Annotated in this window: 16 protein-coding genes; 8 read left to right on the top strand and 8 right to left on the bottom strand. The window is 60.6% G+C overall.

What is annotated here, in order from left to right:
- The first annotated feature begins 119 nt into the window (after positions 1 to 119).
- The 6 genes from CKW38_RS17975 to CKW38_RS17950 are packed head-to-tail and all read left to right on the top strand — an operon-like array spanning position 120 to position 5,017.
- Positions 120 to 587, top strand: a complete 468-nt coding sequence (locus CKW38_RS17975; protein ID WP_095113444.1) for a hypothetical protein — start codon at positions 120 to 122, stop codon at positions 585 to 587.
- Positions 584 to 1,780: a beta-ketoacyl-[acyl-carrier-protein] synthase family protein gene (locus CKW38_RS17970; RefSeq protein WP_095113443.1), complete on the top strand. Its 1,197-nt coding sequence runs from the start codon at positions 584 to 586 to the stop codon at positions 1,778 to 1,780. Before CKW38_RS17975 ends, CKW38_RS17970 begins: the two co-directional genes overlap by 4 nt.
- The gene (locus CKW38_RS17965; RefSeq protein ID WP_095113442.1) at positions 1,777 to 2,241 is read left to right on the top strand and encodes a hotdog family protein; all 465 of its coding nucleotides are present in this window, start codon (positions 1,777 to 1,779) and stop codon (positions 2,239 to 2,241) included. The genes CKW38_RS17970 and CKW38_RS17965 overlap by 4 nt, the downstream gene beginning before the upstream one ends.
- On the top strand, positions 2,234 to 2,962 hold the full coding sequence (gene fabG, locus CKW38_RS17960; protein ID WP_007909450.1) for a 3-oxoacyl-ACP reductase FabG: 729 nt from the start codon (positions 2,234 to 2,236) through the stop codon (positions 2,960 to 2,962). The genes CKW38_RS17965 and fabG overlap by 8 nt, the downstream gene beginning before the upstream one ends.
- Positions 2,962 to 4,188, top strand: coding sequence for a beta-ketoacyl-ACP synthase (locus CKW38_RS17955; protein WP_007909449.1), 1,227 nt, complete (start codon positions 2,962 to 2,964; stop codon positions 4,186 to 4,188). The genes fabG and CKW38_RS17955 overlap by 1 nt, the downstream gene beginning before the upstream one ends.
- 25 nt (positions 4,189 to 4,213) lie before the next feature.
- Positions 4,214 to 5,017, top strand: a complete 804-nt coding sequence (locus tag CKW38_RS17950; protein ID WP_007909448.1) for a hypothetical protein — start codon at positions 4,214 to 4,216, stop codon at positions 5,015 to 5,017.
- Positions 5,018 to 5,230: 213 nt separating this feature from the next.
- On the opposite strand, the gene CKW38_RS17945 is transcribed toward CKW38_RS17950, so the two are convergent.
- Entirely contained in the window at positions 5,231 to 5,614 is a 384-nt protein-coding gene (locus CKW38_RS17945) for a type II toxin-antitoxin system PemK/MazF family toxin (RefSeq protein WP_042704943.1), read from the bottom strand.
- Between the two features lie 216 nt (positions 5,615 to 5,830).
- Between CKW38_RS17945 and CKW38_RS17940 the strand changes: the two genes are divergently transcribed.
- Positions 5,831 to 6,268, top strand: a complete 438-nt coding sequence (locus CKW38_RS17940; RefSeq protein ID WP_007909447.1) for a hypothetical protein — start codon at positions 5,831 to 5,833, stop codon at positions 6,266 to 6,268.
- Positions 6,269 to 6,354: 86 nt separating this feature from the next.
- On the opposite strand, the gene CKW38_RS17935 is transcribed toward CKW38_RS17940, so the two are convergent.
- Positions 6,355 to 7,251: a LysR family transcriptional regulator gene (locus CKW38_RS17935; RefSeq protein WP_095113441.1), complete on the bottom strand. Its 897-nt coding sequence runs from the start codon at positions 7,249 to 7,251 to the stop codon at positions 6,355 to 6,357.
- A 118-nt stretch (positions 7,252 to 7,369) separates the two neighbouring features.
- Between CKW38_RS17935 and CKW38_RS17930 the strand changes: the two genes are divergently transcribed.
- A complete protein-coding gene (locus tag CKW38_RS17930; RefSeq protein ID WP_095113440.1) occupies positions 7,370 to 8,644 on the top strand; it encodes an MFS transporter in 1,275 nt (424 codons plus the stop codon).
- Positions 8,645 to 8,822: 178 nt separating this feature from the next.
- On the opposite strand, the gene hemE is transcribed toward CKW38_RS17930, so the two are convergent.
- The 6 genes from hemE to aroK form a co-directional block, all read right to left on the bottom strand.
- A complete protein-coding gene (hemE, locus tag CKW38_RS17925) occupies positions 8,823 to 9,890 on the bottom strand; it encodes a uroporphyrinogen decarboxylase (protein ID WP_016983859.1) in 1,068 nt (355 codons plus the stop codon).
- A 248-nt stretch (positions 9,891 to 10,138) separates the two neighbouring features.
- Positions 10,139 to 11,557 carry an FAD-dependent oxidoreductase gene (locus tag CKW38_RS17920; RefSeq protein WP_007909438.1) on the bottom strand — a complete coding sequence of 473 codons (1,419 nt, stop codon included), beginning with the start codon at positions 11,555 to 11,557 and terminating at the stop codon, positions 10,139 to 10,141.
- 33 nt (positions 11,558 to 11,590) lie between these two features.
- Complete coding sequence (gene gltB / locus CKW38_RS17915; protein WP_095113439.1) at positions 11,591 to 16,036, bottom strand: glutamate synthase large subunit; 4,446 nt, start codon at positions 16,034 to 16,036, stop codon at positions 11,591 to 11,593.
- Between the two features lie 350 nt (positions 16,037 to 16,386).
- Complete coding sequence (locus CKW38_RS17905) at positions 16,387 to 17,979, bottom strand: AAA family ATPase (protein ID WP_095113438.1); 1,593 nt, start codon at positions 17,977 to 17,979, stop codon at positions 16,387 to 16,389.
- Positions 17,980 to 17,989: 10 nt separating this feature from the next.
- Entirely contained in the window at positions 17,990 to 19,090 is a 1,101-nt protein-coding gene (gene aroB, locus CKW38_RS17900; protein ID WP_095113437.1) for a 3-dehydroquinate synthase, read from the bottom strand.
- Positions 19,091 to 19,242: 152 nt separating this feature from the next.
- Positions 19,243 to 19,761: a shikimate kinase AroK gene (gene aroK / locus CKW38_RS17895; protein WP_025110261.1), complete on the bottom strand. Its 519-nt coding sequence runs from the start codon at positions 19,759 to 19,761 to the stop codon at positions 19,243 to 19,245.
- Between the last annotated feature and the right edge of the window lie 2 nt (positions 19,762 to 19,763).

The following is a 19,763-nucleotide window of genomic DNA, read 5'->3' as shown; positions in this document are numbered from 1 at the left end:
ACCCGAAACCCTGTTGGAGCTGGCTTGCCAGCGATAGCGGTGTGTCAGTCAACAAAAATGCTCGATGTGCCGGCGCCATCGCTGGCAAGCCAGCTCCCACAAGGTTTGTGGTGTGGCTAATGTTGGTGGTATTTGTCCTCCTGAGTGCCTGCGCCAGCCAGGCGCCGTTGCCGGCGGGCAATCCGACACTCCCGCTGCCGCTGCAATTGCACATTGAACGCAATCAAGCCGAACAACGCCAGGACTGGCTGCTGGTGATCCAGCGTGAAGGCCCGGGCATCCGCTGGTCGATGATGGATCCGCTGGGTATTCCGCAAGCGCGTCAGCAACTGATCGACGGCCACTGGCAGGCCGATGGGCTGTTGCCGCCGAACCCGGAAGCCCGCGAATTGTTTGCTGCGCTGTTATTCGCCCTGACCCCGTCCGGCGAGCTGCTGCGAAATTACCCCGCCGCGCAACAACAGGGACAGCAACGCGCTCTGCCGGCGCGCTGGGATATCCGTTATTCACAACCGTTGAGCTTCGAATTGAACCTGCCCCAAGGCCCGCACTACCGCGTTTCTCCGCTGGGTGAACCGACACCATGACCGCTTACCTGAATGCCCTCGGCGTGATTTGCGCACTGGGCCGCGACAAACATGCCGTCGCGCGCAACCTGTTCGCCGGCGACTGCTCAGGCATGCGCCGCGAGTCCGGCTGGGTGGCGGAGCGTGAGTTGCCGGTCGCTGCCGTCCAGGGTGAACTGGCGCCGATCCCGGCAGAACTCGCCGATCAGCGCAGCCGCAATAACCAGCTGTTGCTGGAAGCGGCATTGCAGATTCGCAATGAGATCAACCAGGCGATCCAGACTTATGGCCGCGAGCGCATCGGCGTGGTCCTCGGCACCAGCACTTCGGGCATCGACGAGGCCAGCCGTGGTCTGGCGCACTACATCCGCGAGCAGCGTTTCCCGGCGGAATACGACTACCGCCAACAGGAGCTCGGCGCCCCGGCCAATTTCCTCGCCGACTGGCTGCAACTGAGCGGCCCGGCCTATGTGATTTCCACGGCGTGCACCTCCAGCGCCCGCGCATTGATGAGCGCTCAGCGTCTGCTCGATCTGGGCCTGTGCGACGCGGTGCTGTGTGGCGGCGTCGACAGCCTGTGCAAACTGACCCTCAACGGTTTCTCGTCACTTGAAGCGATATCCGACGAGCGCTGCAATCCATTCTCGGCCAACCGCAGCGGCATCAATATCGGCGAAGCAGCTGTGCTGTTCGTCATGAGCAAACAACAGGGCGAAGGCCCGGCCATTGCCTTGCTCGGCGCCGGTGCCAGTTCCGACGCGCATCATATTTCCGCCCCCGAGCCGACCGGGCGCGGTGCCCTGCAAGCCATGCAAAAAGCCTTGAACCGCGCGCACCTGCAAGCGACGCAGATCAACTACCTGAACCTGCACGGCACCGCCACCCAACACAACGACGCGATGGAAAGTCTGGCGGTTGCGACGCTGTTCCCTGAGGGCGTCGCCTGCTCCTCGACCAAACCGATGACCGGCCATACCCTCGGCGCGGCCGGTGCGCTGGAAGCGGCGTTCTGCTGGCTGAGCCTGAGCGCCGACAACCCCGCTCACGCCTTGCCGCCGCACGTCTGGGATGCGCAGGCCGATCCCGCGCTGCCGTCGCTGCAGTGGGTGACCGCGAGCGAGCGCCTGACGTCCATTGCACCCCGCTACCTGATGAGCAACTCGTTTGCCTTCGGCGGCAACAACGTCAGCCTGATTATCGGAGACGCCCCATGACTGATTGGCCGCTCGCCGAACTGCTGCCCCATGCGGGCGACATGATTCTGATCGACAGCATCTCAAGCTTTGACGATGAGCAGATTTTCACCTGCCTCACGGTCAAGCCCGATGGCTTGTTCAATCTGCCCGACGGCAGCCTGCCAGCCTGGGTCGGCATCGAGCTGATGGCGCAAAGCGTCGCAGCATTTGCCGGTTGCCACGCAAAGCAGAAAGGCAATCCGGTGGAGTTGGGCTTTCTGCTCGGCACACGCAAGTTCGAGTGCAACGTCGAAGCGTTTCCCGCCGGCACCGATCTGACCATTCATGGTCTGCGCTCGCTGGAAGACGACAACGGCATGGGTGTCTTCGAATGCCATATCAATGGCGATGGCATTCATGCCAGCGCGCGCCTGAATGTGTTCCGTCCGCCTCAGGTCAATCAATATCTGCAACAGACACAGGAGTCGAACGATGACTGAATCCGTACTGGTCACCGGCTCCAGCCGTGGCATCGGCCGGGCCATTGCCTTGCGTCTGGCGCAGGCCGGGCACGATATCGTCCTGCATTGCCGCAGCGGCGTGACTGAGGCGCAAGGCGTTCAGGCGCAAATCGAAGCGCTGGGGCGCAAGGCGCGGATTCTGCAATTCGACGTTGCCGACCGGGAAACCTGCAAGGCCATCCTTGAAGCTGACGTGGAAACTCACGGCGCCTATTACGGCGTGGTGTTGAACGCCGGGCTGACCCGCGACGGCGCGTTTCCAGCGCTGAGCGACGACGATTGGGACGTGGTCCTGCGCACTAACCTCGACGGTTTCTACAACGTTCTGCACCCGGTGATGATGCCGATGATCCGCCGCCGCGCCGCCGGTCGCATTGTTTGCATCACCTCGGTGTCGGGGCTGATCGGCAACCGTGGCCAGGTCAACTACAGCGCCTCCAAGGCCGGCGTGATCGGTGCGGCAAAGGCGTTGGCGATCGAGCTGGGCAAGCGCAAAATCACCGTTAACTGCGTCGCGCCGGGCCTGATCGACACGGCGATGCTCGACGAAAACGTGCCGGTGGAAGAATTGATGAAAATGATCCCCGCGCAACGCATGGGTACCCCGGAAGAGGTCGCCAGTGCGGTGAATTTCCTGATGTCGGCGGAAGCCTCGTACATCACCCGCCAGGTCCTGGCGGTCAACGGAGGCTTGTGCTGATGAAGCGCGTCGTCGTCACCGGCATGGCCGGCATCACTTCGCTGGGCAGCGACTGGGAGACCATCGCCGGCAATTTCGCGGCCAACCGCAGCGGCATTCGCCGCATGGACGAGTGGGATCGCTTCAGCGAACTCAATACGCGCCTGGCCGGGCCGATCGATGACTTCGAAGTACCTGCGCACTGGACCCGCAAGCAATTGCGCAGCATGGGCCGGGTATCGCGGCTGGCGGTTCGTGCGGCGGAAAACGCCCTGGCTGACGCCGGTTTGCTCGGTGACGAATCGATCAAGGATGGGCGCATGGGCGTGGCTTGTGGTTCGTCCACTGGCAGCACCGACGAGATCAAAGCGTTCGGCAACATGCTGCTCAACTCGGTGGCCGAAGGCCTCAACGCCAACTCCTATGTGCGGATGATGCCGCACACCACCGCCGCCAACATCAGCATCTTCTTTGGCCTCACCGGGCGTTTGATCCCGACGTCCAGCGCCTGCACCAGCGGCAGCCAGGGCATCGGTTACGCCTACGAGGCGATCAAGTTCGGCCGTCTGCCGTTGATGCTCGCCGGCGGCGCCGAAGAGCTTTGCCCGACCGAGGCCATGGTCTTCGACGCACTCTACGCCACCAGCCTGAAAAACGATGCGCCGCAAACCAGCCCACGCCCGTACGACAAGGGCCGCGATGGCTTGGTGATCGGTGAAGGTGGCGGCATGCTGGTGCTTGAAGAGCTGGAACATGCTTTGGCGCGCGGTGCGCACATCCACGCCGAGATTGTCGGTTTCGGCAGCAACGCCGACGGCCAGCACACCACGCGCCCGGAGCAAGTAACCATGCGCCGCGCCATGGAACTGGCGCTGGAAGACGCCGGACTCGCGCCGGATGCCATCGGTTATGTAAATGGCCACGGCACCGCTACAGAACAGGGCGACATTGCCGAAACACTGGCGACCAGCAGTTTGTTCGGTGAACACATGCCGATCAGTTCGCAGAAGAGCTTCCTCGGCCACACCCTCGGCGCCTGCGGTGCGCTGGAGTCATGGTTCAGCATCGAGATGATGAACCGCGATCTGTACGTGCACACGTTCAACCTCGACGAGGTCGATCCGCACTGCGGCAAGCTCGATTACCTGCGCGGTGAATTCCGCCAGATGCATCACGACTACGTGATGAACAACAATTTCGCTTTTGGTGGCGTCAACACCTCGTTGATTTTCCGCCGCTGGCACTGACCGCAACACCTTTGGAGTGAAGGGAATGACTCAGTTTCACCGCATCGCCGCTCTGTTGGCACTGTTTTTTGTGCTCGGCGGTTGCACCAGTAAACCGGTTTACAACGCCAGGGAAGAATTCTCGCCCAATCTCGGCTTCACCCAGCAACAGATGAGCCGCGCGATCGTCACCGCGCTCAATGACCGCCAGTGGGTCGTGCAGTCGGTACGTCCGGGCATGATCAAAGCGGCAATCACTGTACGCGGTCGCCATCACGCCGAAGTCGACATCCCGTTCACCCCGACTTCGTTCGAAATCGACTACCGCAGCAGCTACGGCCTCGATGCCAAGGACGGCAAGATCCACGGCAACTACAACCGCTGGGTCAACCGCCTGCGCGACAACGTGCTCAAAGAGCTGTCGATCAACCCCGACATCGAGTTCGTCAACGATCTGGGCATCGTTAAACAGGGCGCCGACGAGCCGACCTACCTGAGCTTCCGCGAAGGCGTCAAACGCGCTACCGACGCCGGCCTGCTCGACGGCAGCGTGAAGTTCTACCTGGCCGGCGAAACGCTGCCCAAGCAAGTGCGCAAACTCGACACCGTGAGCAGCAGCCGCAAGACCAACGGCTCGAACAAATCCGACGAAGACGCCTGCTTCTGGGCTCTGCAATCGGCGCTGGCCACCCTGCAGAACGCTGCGAAAAAAGCCGACGCCAATGCGGTGATCAACATCGCCAGCGTCGACCAGCGCGATCTGTACAAAGACACCGAGAAATTCCAGTGCCGTGCCGGGCTGGTGGTGTCGAGCGTGGCGTTGCGCGGGGACTTGGCGCACGTGGATTGATGGGATTGTAGAAACGACAAAGGGCGCCATTCGGCGCCCTTTCACAAACAGGTTGGCTTGTCATCGCCGATCACCTGTCCGGCTCTGCGATGGCTGGTCGCCCAGGATCCTCAGAGTCTCACAAGCCCCTTGCGGGAACGCTCGCAGTATTGCCCGAATCATCAATCAGGACAACGGCTGGCGTTTGGCCTCACTGCGCCACTTCTGTTGCCATTACAGCCCAAGCGCCCGCCTGACTGCGGCTTTAACGGCGCAGAACTCTTCTGTTTCAAGGTGTGAGATCAAATAGACGCGCCGTCCTTCACGATCTCTGCTTTTGATCCGGTCCAGTCGGGAAAGGCTGACAGTGGCCACCATATCGCACTTCGCCCAACAGATCGGGCTGGCGCCTTGAAGATGGCTGGAGAGTTCGAAATGGTGATCAAGTAAACAATCCGGTGCAGTGGTACTGAGCGGTACGACCGTCACCAACATACTGTTGGTTCTGTGTTTTCGTATCACGACAACGGGTCTGACCTTGACCATCTCAGGTACTTCATAACCTCTGAAGTCGCAGATCAGAACACTACCTTCCTTGGGCTGGTATCGAAGTGGCATCCATGGCACTCACTTAAAGAAATCGATTCTGCGCAAGAAAACAAACGCTCGCTAAAACAGTTCGTAACCGCAAATGTGGTGAACACGGCTCCACAAGCTGAACACTCGCCACACAGCATCTACACTCGCTCATGCAGGCCATCGATACGCCTGTCAGAACGGCGGGCCCGGTCGGTCGAGCACTCGCGGTTCTCTTTCACCGTCAAGGAGATGACCATGCAAGTGAAAGCCCTGATCGCCGCTGCGCTTTTCGCGCTACTGCCCAGCGCCAGCCACGCCACCAACCTGATGTACATGCCCTTCGAAACCGTGCTGTCGGACGCGATTCGCGCCGGGCGGCTGGATGGCAGTGTGAAGTTCTATCTGCTCGGCAATGGGCCGCAGGGCACGCAGCAGTTGTTGCGGCGTGGGGTAGTCAGTGATCTGAAAACCAACGGTTTCAACAAGAGTGACCACGATTCCTGCGAGTGGGTGTTGCAGTCAAATCTGATTAAGTTACAGGCTGATGCCAAGCGGGTCGGGGCGAATGCGGTAGTGAATATCGTCAGTTACTACGACCAGCATGTGCGCAAGGATTTGAATACGTACGAGTGCCGGGCGGGGATATTTGTCACGCGGGTGGCGCTGAAGGGGGATTTGGTGCGGTTGCCCTAACGGCAAGATCAAAAGATCGCAGCCTTCGGCTACTCCTACAATGGAATTCGCGTTTCCCTGTAGGAGTTGCCGAAGGCTGCGATCTTTTAAGCGGACTCGACCTTGCGTGTGAGCAGTTCGACAAACGCCTTGGCCATCGGTGACTTCTGATCCTTGCGCTGCACCAGCCACACCGCAGACACCGCTTCCGGATCGAGCAACGGTCGGTAGACCACGCCGTCGATGCGCATCCGCTGATAGGACGCCGGCAGCACCGAAACCCCCAGCCCCGCTGCGACCAGACCGATAATGGTCATCGCCTCGCCCGCCTCTTGGGCGAAGTGCGGGCTGAACCCGGCATCGCGCGCCAGGCTCAGCAATTGCGCATAGAGCCCGCTGCCGTAGCTGCGCGGAAAGAACACGAACGGCTCCAGCGCCAGCGCCGAGAGGAACAGCCCTTCTTCACTGCCCTGCGCCAGTGGATGCTTGGAACCAAGCACCGCGACCAGCGGCTCACGCATCAACTCCACCACGCTGAGCGAATCCGGCAAACCCAGCGGGCGCATGATACCGACCTCGATCGACTCATCCACCAAACCCTCGGCGACTTGCGTGCTACTCATCTCGCGAAGGTTGAGATGCACCGCCGGAAAACGCTGACGGAAGGAAAAGATCGCCTGTGGAATCGTCGAGTTGAACGGCGCCGACGAGGTGAAACCAATCTTCAACTCGCCCAGTTCACCGAGTTGCGCACGCCGGGCGACATCCGCCGCCTTATCGACCTGCGCCAGCACCAGCCGCGCCTCCTCCAGAAACAATCGCCCGGCCTCACTCAGCTCGACCCGGCGATTGGTGCGTTCGAACAGCCGCGCGCCAACCTCTTGCTCCAGCGCCTGAATCTGCTGGCTCAGCGGCGGCTGCGAGATGCCAAGCACCTGTGCGGCGCGGCCGAAATGCAGTTCTTCGGCAACGGCGATGAAGTAGCGCAGATGACGCAATTCCATGGAAACCCAATTAGGTCGTTAAAGCTATCAAACAGGTCGAACAATATATTGGATAGAAACATTAGCCAGCTATATGATTTTTTCATTGCCTGCCTGGCCGTGCCCTCCGAGGTCTGAAGTGAAAACTGCTGTCGCGCCCCTAGCCCATGAAGTCCCGCCTGCTGCGGCCGACGATGTCGACGCCGAGCTGCAAGAGATCTACATCGAAAAAGGCACGCCGATGTTCATGCGCACGGTGCTGGCGCTGTTCAGCGGCGGCTTCGCGACGTTTGCCCTGCTCTATTGCGTGCAGCCGATGATGCCGCTGCTGTCCCACGAGTACGGAATCAACGCCGCGCAGAGCAGCCTGATCCTCTCGGTGGCCACCGGCATGCTCGCCATCGGCCTGCTGATCACCGGGCCGATCTCTGATCGGATCGGGCGCAAACCGGTGATGGTGACTGCGCTGTTCGCAGCGGCGCTGTGCACCATGGCCAGCGCAATGATGCCGAGCTGGGAAGGCGTGCTGATCATGCGTGCGCTGATCGGGCTGTCGTTGAGCGGTCTGGCAGCGGTGGCGATGACCTATCTGAGTGAAGAAATTCACCCGCAACACATTGGCCTGGCGATGGGTTTGTACATCGGCGGCAACGCGATTGGCGGGATGAGCGGGCGCTTGATCACCGGCGTGTTGATCGACTTTGTCAGCTGGCACACGGCGATGCTGGTGATCGGCGGTCTGGCGATGATTGCCGCAGCGGTGTTCTGGAAGATCCTCCCCGAATCGCGCAACTTCCGCTCACGCTCACTGCACCCGCGCAGTCTGCTCGATGGTTTCACCATGCATTTTCGCGATGCCGGTCTGCCGTTGCTGTTTCTTGAAGCGTTCCTGTTGATGGGCGCGTTTGTCACGCTGTTCAACTACATCGGTTATCGCTTGCTGGCCGCGCCGTACAACCTCGATCAGGTGTTCGTTGGCTTGCTGTCGGTGGTGTACCTGTCGGGGATCTACAGCTCGGCGAAGATTGGTTCGCTGGCGGATAAGCTGGGGCGACGCAAAGTGCTGTGGGCGACCATTGCGCTGATGTTTGCCGGCCTTGCCTTGACGATGTTTACGCCGCTGTTGCTGGTGATTGTCGGCATGTTGATTTTCACCTTTGGCTTCTTTGGCGCGCATTCGGTGGCGAGCAGCTGGATCGGTCGACGCGCGACGAAGGCCAAGGGGCAGGCCTCATCGTTGTATCTGTTCAGTTATTACGCCGGGTCGAGCATTGCCGGGACGGCGGGCGGGGTGTTCTGGCATCTCGGCGGGTGGAACGGGATTGGCCTGTTTATCGGCTCGTTGTTGCTGATCGCGCTGCTGGTAGCGTTGAAACTGGCGAAGTTGCCGCCGTTGCAGGGTGTTAAGGCCTGACACAAAACCCCTGTAGGAGTGAGCCTGCTCGCGATAGCGGTGTGTCAGCCAACACATCGGTCGACTGACTCACCGCTATCGCGAGCAGGCTCACTCCTACAAATGATCTGTGTCCGACGTTGGATCGCGGAAACAAAAACGCCCGGCATTTAGCCGGGCGTTTTTTATTGTGTGGCGATCACTCGTGATACTGCGCCGACAGCTCATGCACCGCACGCAGGAACGCACCCGCATGCTCCGGATCAACCTCAGGGGTGATGCCATGGCCGAGGTTGAACACGTGGCCGCTGCCCTTGCCATAGCTGGCCAGAATGCGCCCGACTTCAGTGCGGATCGCTTCCGGTTTGGCGTAAAGCACGGTCGGGTCCATGTTGCCTTGCAGCGCAACTTTGTCGCCAACGCGGGCGCGGGCGTTGCCGATGTCGCAGGTCCAGTCCAGACCCAAGGCGTCGGCGCCGGCGTCGGCGATGCTTTCCAGCCACAGGCCGCCGTTTTTGGTGAAGAGGATCACCGGCACTTTGCGACCGTCGTGCTCGCGGATAAGGCCGCTGACGATTTTCTTCATGTAAGCCAGCGAGAACTCCTGATACGCCGCTGCCGACAGGTTGCCGCCCCAAGTATCGAATATCTGCACCGCTTGCGCGCCGGCCATGATCTGGCCGTTGAGGTACGAAGTCACCGACTGCGCCAGTTTATCCAGCAGCAGGTGCATGGCTTGCGGGTTGTCGTAGAGCATCGCCTTGGTCTTGCGGAAGTCCTTCGACGAGCCGCCTTCAACCATGTAGGTCGCCAGTGTCCACGGGCTGCCGGAGAAACCGATCAGCGGCACGCGACCGTTCAGTTCGCGACGGATGGTGCTGACCGCGTCCATCACGTAGCCGAGGTCTTTGTGCGGATCAGGGATCGGCAACGCTTCGATATCAGCGAGGGTGCTGACGACTTTTTTGAAGCGCGGACCTTCACCGGTCTCGAAGTACAGGCCCTGGCCCATGGCATCGGGGATGGTGAGGATGTCGGAAAACAGGATCGCCGCGTCCAGTTGTGGATAGCGGTCGAGCGGTTGCATGGTGACTTCGCAGGCGAATTCCGGATTCATGCACAGGCTCATGAAATCACCGGCCTGGGCGCGGCTGGCGCGGTATTCCGGCAGGTAGCGACCGGCCTGACGCATCATCCACACCGGGGTGACGTCAACGGGTTGCTTGAGCAGGGCGCGGAGGAAACGGTCGTTCTTCAGGGCAGTCATGTCGGCATCCGGAAAAAAAGTGCGGGCATTTTCTCAGAGCGCGACGCAAAAGGCACGGATGCAGGTCAGCCTTTTGTCTATCGGGTCAATTTATTGCGTTGGAATGCAGATTTTTGCAGCAACACAAAGCACTGTGGGAGCTGGCTTGCGAGCGATGCAGACACCTCGTTTTGTCAGATTGACCGAGGTGATGCTATCGCTGGCAAGCCAGCTCCCACAGGTATTGCATTGCGGTCAGCTAGAAGGGTTTAGACGCCCAAGTAATCGAGGATCCCTTCGGCAGCATTGCGGCCTTCGAAGATCGCCGTCACCACCAGGTCGGAACCGCGCACCATGTCGCCACCGGCAAAGATTTTCGGATTGCTGGTCTGGTGCTTGTACTGACCTTGCTCAGGCGCAACAACGCGGCCCTGGCTGTCGGTCTGGATCTCGAACTGCTCGAACCACGGCGCCGGGCTCGGGCGGAAGCCGAAAGCGATAACCACGGCATCGGCCGGGATAATCTCTTCGGAACCCGGGATCGGCTCGGGGCTGCGACGGCCACGGGCGTCCGGTTCGCCGAGACGGGTCTCGACCACTTTGACGCCTTCGACCTTGTCCTCACCGACGATAGCGATCGGCTGGCGGTTGTAGAGGAATTTCACGCCTTCTTCCTTGGCGTTCTTCACCTCTTTGCGCGAGCCGGGCATGTTCGCTTCGTCACGACGATAAGCGCAGGTCACCGACTTGGCGCCCTGACGGATCGACGTGCGGTTGCAGTCCATCGCCGTGTCACCGCCGCCGAGTACCACAACCTTTTTGCCTTTCATGTCGACGAAATCTTCCGGCGACTTTTCAAAGCCCAGGTTGCGATTGACGTTGGCGATCAGGAAATCCAGTGCGTCATACACGCCCGGCAGATCCTCACCGGCAAAACCGCCCTTCATGTAGGTGTAGGTGCCCATGCCCATGAACACTGCATCGTATTCGGCGAGCAGTTGTTCCATGGTCACGTCTTTGCCGACTTCGGTATTCAGACGGAACTCGATGCCCATGCCGGTGAAGACTTCGCGACGATTGCTCAGCACGGTCTTTTCCAGCTTGAACTCGGGGATGCCGAAGGTCAGCAGACCGCCGATTTCCGGGTTCTTGTCGAACACCACCGGGGTCACGCCGCCGCGTACCAGCACGTCGGCACAACCCAGACCCGCCGGGCCCGCACCGATGATCGCGACACGTTTGCCGGTCGGTTTGACCTTGGACATGTCCGGGCGCCAGCCCATGGCGAACGCGGTGTCGGTGATGTACTTCTCGACCGAACCGATGGTCACCGCGCCGAAACCGTCGTTAAGGGTGCAGGCACCCTCGCACAGACGATCCTGCGGGCACACCCGGCCGCAGACTTCCGGCAGGGTGTTGGTCTGGTGCGACAGCTCGGCGGCCTGAAGGATGTTGCCCTCGGCCACCAGTTTCAGCCAGTTGGGAATGAAGTTGTGCACCGGGCACTTCCATTCGCAATACGGGTTGCCGCAACCCAGGCAGCGGTGGGCCTGATCGGCCGACTGCTGGGGTTTGAACGGTTCGTAGATTTCGACGAACTCTTTCTTGCGTTGACGCAACAGTTTCTTCTTCGGATCTTTGCGCCCGACATCGATGAACTGGAAGTCGTTATTCAGACGTTCAGCCATTGTTAAAACCTCATCAAACTCTTCAGGCGCATATCACTGCGGGTTGGCACGAGTGCTGGAAAGCAACGATTTCAGGTTGGCAGCCTTGGGCTTGACCAGCCAGAAACGGCGCAGGTAGTCATCGAGGTTTTCGGCGAGTTCACGACCCCACTCGCTATCGGTTTCCGCGACGTACTCGTTCAGCACGTTTTGCAGGTGGCTGCGATAGGCTTCCATCGCCTCGCCGCTGATCCGCTGGATTTCCACCAGTTCGTGGTTGACCCGGTCAACGAAGGTGTTGTCCTGATCGAGCACGTAGGCGAAACCACCGGTCATGCCAGAGCCGAAGTTGTAACCGGTCTTGCCCAGCACGCAGACGAAACCACCGGTCATGTACTCACAGCAGTGATCGCCAGTGCCTTCCACAACCGTGTGGGCACCGGAGTTACGCACGGCGAAACGCTCGCCTGCGGTGCCGGCGGCGAACAACTTGCCGCCAGTGGCGCCGTACAGACAGGTGTTGCCGATGATGGCGCTTTCCTGAGTTTTGTAAACGCTGCCCTTCGGCGGCACGATGGTCAGCTTGCCACCGGTCATGCCTTTGCCGACGTAGTCGTTGGCATCGCCTTCGAGGTACATGTTCAGACCGCCAGCGTTCCACACGCCGAAGCTCTGACCGGCAGTGCCTTTGAAGCGGAAGGTGATCGGCGCTTTCGCCATCCCTTGGTTGCCATGCTTGCGGGCGATTTCGCCGGAGATCCGCGCGCCGATCGAACGGTCGCAGTTGCAGATATCCAGATCGAACTCGGCGCCGCTCATGTCGTTGATCGCCGACGAAGCCATCTCGACCATTTTCTCGGCCAGCAGGCCTTGGTCGAATGGTGGGTTGCGCTCAACGCCGCAGAACTGCGGTTTGTCCGCCGGGATGTGATCGCTGCCCAACAGCGGCGTCAGGTCCAGGTGGTTTTGCTTGGCGGTCTGGCCTTCGAGGATTTCCAGCAGATCGGTGCGACCGATCAACTCTTCGAGGGAGCGTACGCCGAGCTTGGCCAGCCACTCACGGGTTTCCTCGGCGACGTAGGTGAAGAAATTCACCACCATGTCGACGGTACCGATGTAGTGATCCTTGCGCAGCTTCTCGTTCTGCGTCGCAACGCCGGTGGCGCAGTTGTTCAGGTGGCAGATACGCAGGTATTTGCAGCCCAGCGCGATCATTGGCGCGGTGCCGAAGCCGAAGCTTTCGGCGCCAAGGATTGCTGCCTTGATCACGTCGAGGCCGGTTTTCAGGCCGCCGTCAGTCTGCACCCGGACTTTGCCGCGCAGGTCGTTGCCGCGCAGGGTCTGGTGGGTTTCAGCGAGGCCGAGTTCCCACGGTGCGCCAGCGTATTTGATCGAAGTCAGCGGCGAAGCACCGGTGCCACCGTCGTAGCCGGAGATGGTGATCAAGTCCGCGTAGGCCTTGGCCACACCGGCGGCGATGGTGCCGACGCCTGCTTCTGCAACCAGTTTCACCGAAACCAGCGCCTTCGGGTTGACCTGTTTCAAGTCAAAAATCAGCTGCGACAAGTCTTCGATCGAATAGATGTCGTGGTGCGGCGGTGGCGAAATCAGGGTTACGCCCGGCACTGCGTAACGCAGCTTGGCGATCAGCCCGTTGACTTTACCGCCCGGCAGTTGCCCGCCCTCGCCCGGCTTGGCGCCCTGTGCGACCTTGATCTGCAGCACTTCAGCGTTGACCAGGTATTCCGGGGTTACGCCGAAACGGCCAGTCGCGACCTGCTTGATTTTCGAGCTCTTGATGGTGCCGTAACGCGCCGGATCTTCACCACCTTCGCCGGAGTTGGAACGCGCACCGAGGCGGTTCATGGCTTCAGCCAGGGCTTCGTGAGCTTCCGGCGACAAGGCGCCCAGCGAGATACCGGCGGAGTCAAAGCGCTTGAGCACCGATTCCAGCGGCTCGATTTCACTGATGTCCAGCGGCGTATCGAGGGTCTTGACCTTGAACAGGTCGCGGATCATCGACACCGGACGGTTGTCCACCAGTGCGGTGTATTCCTTGAACTTGGCGTAGTCGCCCTGCTGCACAGCGGCTTGCAAGGTGTTGACCACGTCCGGGTTGTAAGCGTGATATTCGCCACCGTGGACGAACTTCAGCAGACCGCCCTGCTGGATCGGCTTGCGCGGACTCCAGGCTTCGCTGGCGAGTGCTTTCTGCTCGGCTTCGATGTCGACGAAACGCGCACCCTTGATGCGGCTCGGCACACCACGGAAGCTCAGGTCGCAGACTTCTTCGGACAGGCCGATGGCTTCGAACAACTGAGCGCCACGGTACGAAGCGATGGTCGAGATGCCCATCTTCGACAGAATCTTCAGCAGACCTTTGGTGATGCCTTTGCGGTAGTTCTTGAACACCTCATAGAGGTCGCCCAGCACTTCACCGGTACGGATCAGGTCGCCCAGCACTTCGTAGGCCAGGAACGGATAGACCGCCGAGGCGCCGAAACCGATCAGCACCGCAAAGTGATGCGGGTCACGGGCGGTAGCGGTTTCAACAAGGATGTTGGAATCGCAGCGCAGGCCTTTTTCGGTCAGCCGGTGGTGCACGGCACCGGTCGCCAGCGAGGCGTGGATCGGCAGCTTGCCTGGGGCGATATGACGGTCGCTCAGAACGATCTGGGTACGACCGGCGCGCACGGCTTCTTCAGCCTGATCGGCAACGTTGCGGATGGCCGCTTCGAGGCCAACGCTTTCGTCGTAGTTGAGGTCGATGATCTGCCGTTCGAAACCCGGGCGGTCGAGGTTCATCAGCGAGCGCCACTTGGCCGGCGAGATCACTGGCGAGCTGAGGATCACGCGCGAGGCGTGTTCCGGCGACTCCTGGAAAATGTTGCGCTCGGCACCGAGGCAGATTTCCAGCGACATCACGATCGCTTCACGCAGCGGGTCGATCGGCGGGTTGGTGACCTGCGCGAACTGCTGACGGAAATAGTCGTACGGCGTGCGCACACGCTGGGACAGCACGGCCATCGGCGTGTCGTCGCCCATCGAGCCAACGGCTTCGTAGCCTTGCTCGCCAAGCGGACGCAGGACCTGATCGCGCTCTTCGAACGTGACCTGATACATCTTCATGTATTGCTTGAGCTGATCGACGTCGTAAAACGCCGAACCGTGGTCGTTGTCTTCCATGGTCGCCTGAATGCGCAGGGCATTCTTGCGCAGCCATTGCTTGTACGGATGACGGGATTTCAGACGGTTGTCGATCGCATCGGTGTCGAGGATCTGCCCGGTTTCGGTGTCCACCGCGAAGATCTGCCCAGGGCCGACACGGCCTTTGGCAATCACGTCTTCCGGCTTGTAATCCCACACGCCGATTTCCGACGCGAGGGTAATGAAACCGTTGGTGGTGGTGACCCAACGCGCCGGGCGCAGACCGTTACGGTCAAGCAGGCACACCGCGTAGCGACCGTCGGTCATTACCACGCCGGCCGGGCCGTCCCACGGTTCCATGTGCATCGAGTTGTACTCGTAGAACGCACGAAGATCCGGGTCCATGGTTTCGACGTTCTGCCACGCCGGCGGAATGATCATCCGCACGCCACGGAACAGGTCGATGCCACCGGTGACCATCAGTTCAAGCATGTTGTCCATGCTCGAGGAGTCGGAACCGACACGGTTGACCAGCGGGCCGAGCTCTTCCAGATCCATCAGATCGTTGCTGAACTTGGTCCGACGGGCCTGCGCCCAGTTACGGTTACCGGTAATGGTGTTGATCTCGCCGTTGTGGGCGAGGAAGCGGAATGGCTGCGCCAGCGGCCATTTCGGCAGGGTGTTGGTGGAGAAGCGCTGGTGGAACACGCAGATCGCGGTTTGCAGGCGCTCGTCACTCAGGTCCGGATAAAACGCGGCCAGATCGGCCGGCATCATCAGGCCTTTATAGATGATGGTTTTGTGCGAAAAGCTGCAGATGTAGTGGTCGGAGTCGACGGCGTTGGATACCGACGAACGGCGACGGGCACTGAACAGCTTCACGGCCATGTCCTGATCGCTCAGGCCTTCGCCGCCGATGTACACCTGCTCGATCTGCGGCAGGCGCTCGAGAGCGAGGCGGCCGAGGACGCTGGTGTCGATTGGCACTTTACGCCAGCCGATCAGTTGCAGGCCTTCAGCGAGGATCTCGCGGTTCATGTTCTCGCGAGCGGCTTCGGCCTTGACCGGATCCTGGTTGAAGAAAACCATGCCCACCGCGTATTGCTTGGGCAACTCGACGCTGAAGGTTTCCTGGGCAATGGCTCGCAGGAACGCGTCAGGTTTTTGAATCAGCAGACCGCAACCGTCACCGGTCTTGCCGTCGGCATTAATCCCACCGCGGTGGGTCATGCAGGTCAGGGCCTCGATGGCCGTTTGCAAAAGGGTATGACTGGGCTCGCCCTGCATATGGGCTATCAGGCCGAAACCGCAGTTATCCTTGAATTCATCTGGTTGGTACAGACCTGCTTTCATAGACACTTTCTCACCAGGCTGCCTCTTTTCGAGGCAAATTTCTTTTCAATTCAACCACTTGCGTCCTGCGCCGAACGTACGCCGGCTTGGCGGGGGCAAAAGGGTGGTCATTGTACACAGCGACACAGAGGCTCACAAATTTGACGACGAAATGTCGCAAATTCATGTCGCATTTGTGAAAGGTTTAAAGCGATCTGCTGTGCTAGTCAAAACTTTTTTAATTTTGACCGCAACGACTCAAAGACTACTGTAACGCAGACACCACAAGGCACGCGGTCTGTAGAGACGGCGCGCACTTGCAGAAATTTTGAGGTGCTTGGAGAGGCGGCCTGGGTAAGGCCGCCGAATCTTCAGCGAGTTGTTGCCAGTTCCTGTTGGACGCTGGCGACAGTGCGAGGCCAAGGTTTACCAGCCTGAACCTTCGCTGGCAAGGCCTTGATGGCAGAAACGGCTGCATCACGATTGGCGAAGTTGCCGTAGGTGATCACATAGAGAGGCTTGCCGTTGAGCACTTTCTTGAAATAACGGTACTCGCCGCCCTGCTCTTTGACGAAGTTTTGCGCCGCCGCTTCAGAGCTGGTGCCGAGGATCTGCACCACGTAGTTGCCGGTCGGCTGACCGGCGTACCAGCTGCCACCGGCGGCTTTGGCAACGGTCACCGGCTTATCGGCCGGTTTGGCAGCGGCGACTGGCTTGGCTGGCGCTGGAGCCGGTTTGGCGACTGGCGCGGCTGGAGCAGGCTTGGCGGTGGCAACTTGCGTCGGCGCCGGGGTGGGCTTGGCGGCTGGCAACGGAACCGGTGTCGGCGCGGGACCGGCCGGAACGCCCGCAGGCGGTGCGGAAGTGGTTACGGTCGGCGGGGTATTGCTGGAACCTTCCAGTGGCACACCATCGTCGCCTTCGGTAATACCGCCGGCCGCTTCGGCCAACGGGCCGCGCATGACCGGTTGCGAGTTGCCGACCAGCGGCAACGGCATCGGCTGTGTATTACCGGCGAACTCGACGTTCGGCGCGCCGCCATTGGCTGCGCCCTGGCCCAATGGCAACTGTGCCTGCTCATTGGCCGGTGCACCGGTGGTCGGCGCCTTGTTGCGACCCGGCATCAGCCAGGCGGCAGCGACCGCGACCACAACGACGGCGGAAATGGCCAATACGTGTTTCTTCGGCATGTTGAACCCCATACTTGGACGCTTGACCGCTGAGCGGCTGGCAATCATGACTTCGATCAGAGCATCGCGAGCGACCTGGTTGATGTTGCCCGGCCAACCCTCGGCACTTTCGTGAATATCAGAGATCTGATCTGCGGTGAAAAGTTCGACACCCCGGCCGGCACCTTCGAGCCGTTGGTCGAGATATTCGCGAGTCTCTTCTTCGGTGTAAGGCTGCAACTCGATGACGTGAAAGCGCTCTTCCTCAAGGTGCAAAGCCTCGAGCTGAGCGATCAGCGACGACTCACCGAACAGGAACACGTGCGGGCGACCTTCCGGTGCGCCGGCACCTAGCGCCATCAGTGCTTCAAGGGCGGATTCATCGAGCTGCTCGGCGTCGTCCACCAACAGATAGACTTCCTGACCGGTCAGCGCGAGTTGCACCACTTGTTCCAGAATCGCGCCAACCTCGGCCTGAGCGACGTTCAGAGCCTGCGCCACTTGGCGCAGCACGCCAGCGGCATCACCGGCGCCACGGGCGGAAACCACCACGCTCTGCACCGACTGCTTGTTGGTGCTGGCGACCAGCGCCTGGCGCAGCAGCGTCTTGCCGCTGCCTTGCGGACCAGTGACCACCAGTAGCAACTGGCTGTAACGCGCCAGATGATGCAACTGCCCCAGCACCGGTTTGCGCTGGGCCGGGAAGAACTTGAAGCCCGGTACGCGTGGCGCGAACGGGTCGTGACTTAACTGGAAATGGCCGAGGAACGCCTCGTCGGCATGCAAACTAGTCATCGGAATCTTATTAACCTTTAAGCTGAGCCAGGGCGCGGTAATCCGCTCCCAGCGTGGCCTGTAGAACCTCTTTCGGATAATCGTCGGTCACTACCGCTTCGCCCATCCGGCGCAGCAGCACCAGGCGCAGACGACCGTCGATCACTTTTTTGTCGATTGCCATGTGTTGAAGAAAATCGGCCTCGGTCATTTCAGTCGGTGGCACCACCGGCAGACCGGCGCGCTGGAACAGGCGGATACCGCGATCGCGTTCCTCATCACTGATCCAGCCCAGACGCGCAGACATCTCCAGCGCCATCACCGTGCCAGCTGCGACCGCTTCCCCATGCAACCAGACACCATAGCCCATGTGGGTCTCGATGGCGTGACCAAAGGTGTGGCCAAGGTTGAGCGTGGCGCGCACACCGGTTTCCTTCTCATCGGCGCCGACCACCGCAGCCTTGGCTGCGCAGGAGCGCTCAATGGCGTAAGTCAGGGCTTTCTGGTCCAGCGCGCGCAGGGCGTCGACGTTGTCTTCGAGCCAGGTCAGGAACGGCTCGTCGCAGATCAGCCCGTACTTGATGACTTCCGCCAGGCCGGCAGACAGTTCGCGCTCTGGCAGGGTTTTCAGGGACGCCGTATCGATCAGCACCACGTTCGGCTGATAGAACGCGCCGACCATGTTCTTGCCCAGCGGATGGTTGATACCGGTCTTGCCGCCCACCGATGAGTCGACCTGAGAAAGCAAAGTGGTTGGAATCTGGATGAAGTCGACGCCGCGCTGATAGCAGGATGCGGCGAAACCGGCCATGTCGCCGATCACACCGCCGCCCAAGGCGATCACGGTGGTGCGGCGATCATGACGGGCGGTCAGCAGACCGTCGAAGATCATTTGCAGGGTTTCCCAGTTCTTGAAGGCTTCGCCGTCCGGCAGCACCACGGAGATCACCGAGAACTGCGCGAGGCTGCGGGTCAGACGTTCAAGATAGAGCGGCGCAACGGTCTCGTTGGAGATGATTGCCACTTGCCGCCCATGGATGTGCGGAGCCAGCAACTCGGGCTGATCCAACAAACCTTCGCCAATATGAATCGGGTAGCTGCGCTCGCCTAGATCGACCTTGAGTGTCTGCATGTGTCCCCACAGTGAAGATGGAAGCAGGCGTCCTGCCCTGAATTATTGGTTGTCTGCGGCCTACAGCGGGTATGACGCCGCTCGCACGCCATCCGCCACAACCTCGACGGGCTGTGACAGGACGCCGAGGATAGCGCATTTCGAACGATGCTTTAACGGGGTGGAAGCTGCGCCAGACGATCAAGAATGTCGAGCACCACCATGCGTGGCGGCCGTTCGTCGGTTTCCACCACCAGATCGGCGATTTCCCGATAGAGCGGATCGCGGATCGCCAGCAGGTCGCGCAGGGTTTTCTCCGGATTGGCGGTGCGCAGCAACGGCCGATTGCGGTCGCGCGCCGTGCGGCCGACTTGCTGTTCGACGGAGGCGTGCAGATACACCACTCGCCCACCCTCATGCAGGGCCTTGCGATTGGCATCGCGCATGACGGCGCCACCGCCGGTCGCCAAGACCACGCCGTCGAACGCGCACAGCTCGGCAATCATCGCCTGCTCACGGTCACGAAAGCCGGGCTCGCCTTCCTTGTCGAAGATCCACGGGATATTGGCGCCCGTGCGCAGTTCAATTTCCTTGTCGGAATCTTTGAACGGCAGGCGCAGCTCTTTGGCCAGCAACCGGCCGATGGTGCTTTTGCCAGCGCCCATCGGTCCTACAAGAATCAAATTTCGCACAG

The sequence above is a fragment of the Pseudomonas sp. Irchel 3H7 genome, from assembly GCF_900187605.1.
Taxonomy (GTDB): Bacteria; Pseudomonadota; Gammaproteobacteria; order Pseudomonadales; family Pseudomonadaceae; genus Aquipseudomonas.
The sequence above is the reverse complement of the archived record's forward strand: the minus strand, read 5'-3'. Positions and strand labels throughout refer to the sequence as shown.

What these genes read in the sequence shown, in the direction of transcription:
- CKW38_RS17935 (WP_095113441.1), bottom strand. Translation starts at nt 7,251, where the DNA reads ATGGAATTGCGTCATCTGCGCTACTTCATCGCCGTTGCCGAAGAACTG.
- CKW38_RS17970 (WP_095113443.1), top strand. Translation starts at nt 584, where the DNA reads ATGACCGCTTACCTGAATGCCCTCGGCGTGATTTGCGCACTGGGCCGC.
- CKW38_RS17905 (WP_095113438.1), bottom strand. Translation starts at nt 17,979, where the DNA reads ATGACTAGTTTGCATGCCGACGAGGCGTTCCTCGGCCATTTCCAGTTA.
- gltB (WP_095113439.1), bottom strand. Translation starts at nt 16,036, where the DNA reads ATGAAAGCAGGTCTGTACCAACCAGATGAATTCAAGGATAACTGCGGT.
- CKW38_RS17920 (WP_007909438.1), bottom strand. Translation starts at nt 11,557, where the DNA reads ATGGCTGAACGTCTGAATAACGACTTCCAGTTCATCGATGTCGGGCGC.
- CKW38_RS17955 (WP_007909449.1), top strand. Translation starts at nt 2,962, where the DNA reads ATGAAGCGCGTCGTCGTCACCGGCATGGCCGGCATCACTTCGCTGGGC.
- CKW38_RS17975 (WP_095113444.1), top strand. Translation starts at nt 120, where the DNA reads ATGTTGGTGGTATTTGTCCTCCTGAGTGCCTGCGCCAGCCAGGCGCCG.
- CKW38_RS17945 (WP_042704943.1), bottom strand. Translation starts at nt 5,614, where the DNA reads ATGCCACTTCGATACCAGCCCAAGGAAGGTAGTGTTCTGATCTGCGAC.
- CKW38_RS17965 (WP_095113442.1), top strand. Translation starts at nt 1,777, where the DNA reads ATGACTGATTGGCCGCTCGCCGAACTGCTGCCCCATGCGGGCGACATG.
- aroB (WP_095113437.1), bottom strand. Translation starts at nt 19,090, where the DNA reads ATGCAGACACTCAAGGTCGATCTAGGCGAGCGCAGCTACCCGATTCAT.
- CKW38_RS17950 (WP_007909448.1), top strand. Translation starts at nt 4,214, where the DNA reads ATGACTCAGTTTCACCGCATCGCCGCTCTGTTGGCACTGTTTTTTGTG.
- CKW38_RS17940 (WP_007909447.1), top strand. Translation starts at nt 5,831, where the DNA reads ATGCAAGTGAAAGCCCTGATCGCCGCTGCGCTTTTCGCGCTACTGCCC.
- hemE (WP_016983859.1), bottom strand. Translation starts at nt 9,890, where the DNA reads ATGACTGCCCTGAAGAACGACCGTTTCCTCCGCGCCCTGCTCAAGCAA.
- fabG (WP_007909450.1), top strand. Translation starts at nt 2,234, where the DNA reads ATGACTGAATCCGTACTGGTCACCGGCTCCAGCCGTGGCATCGGCCGG.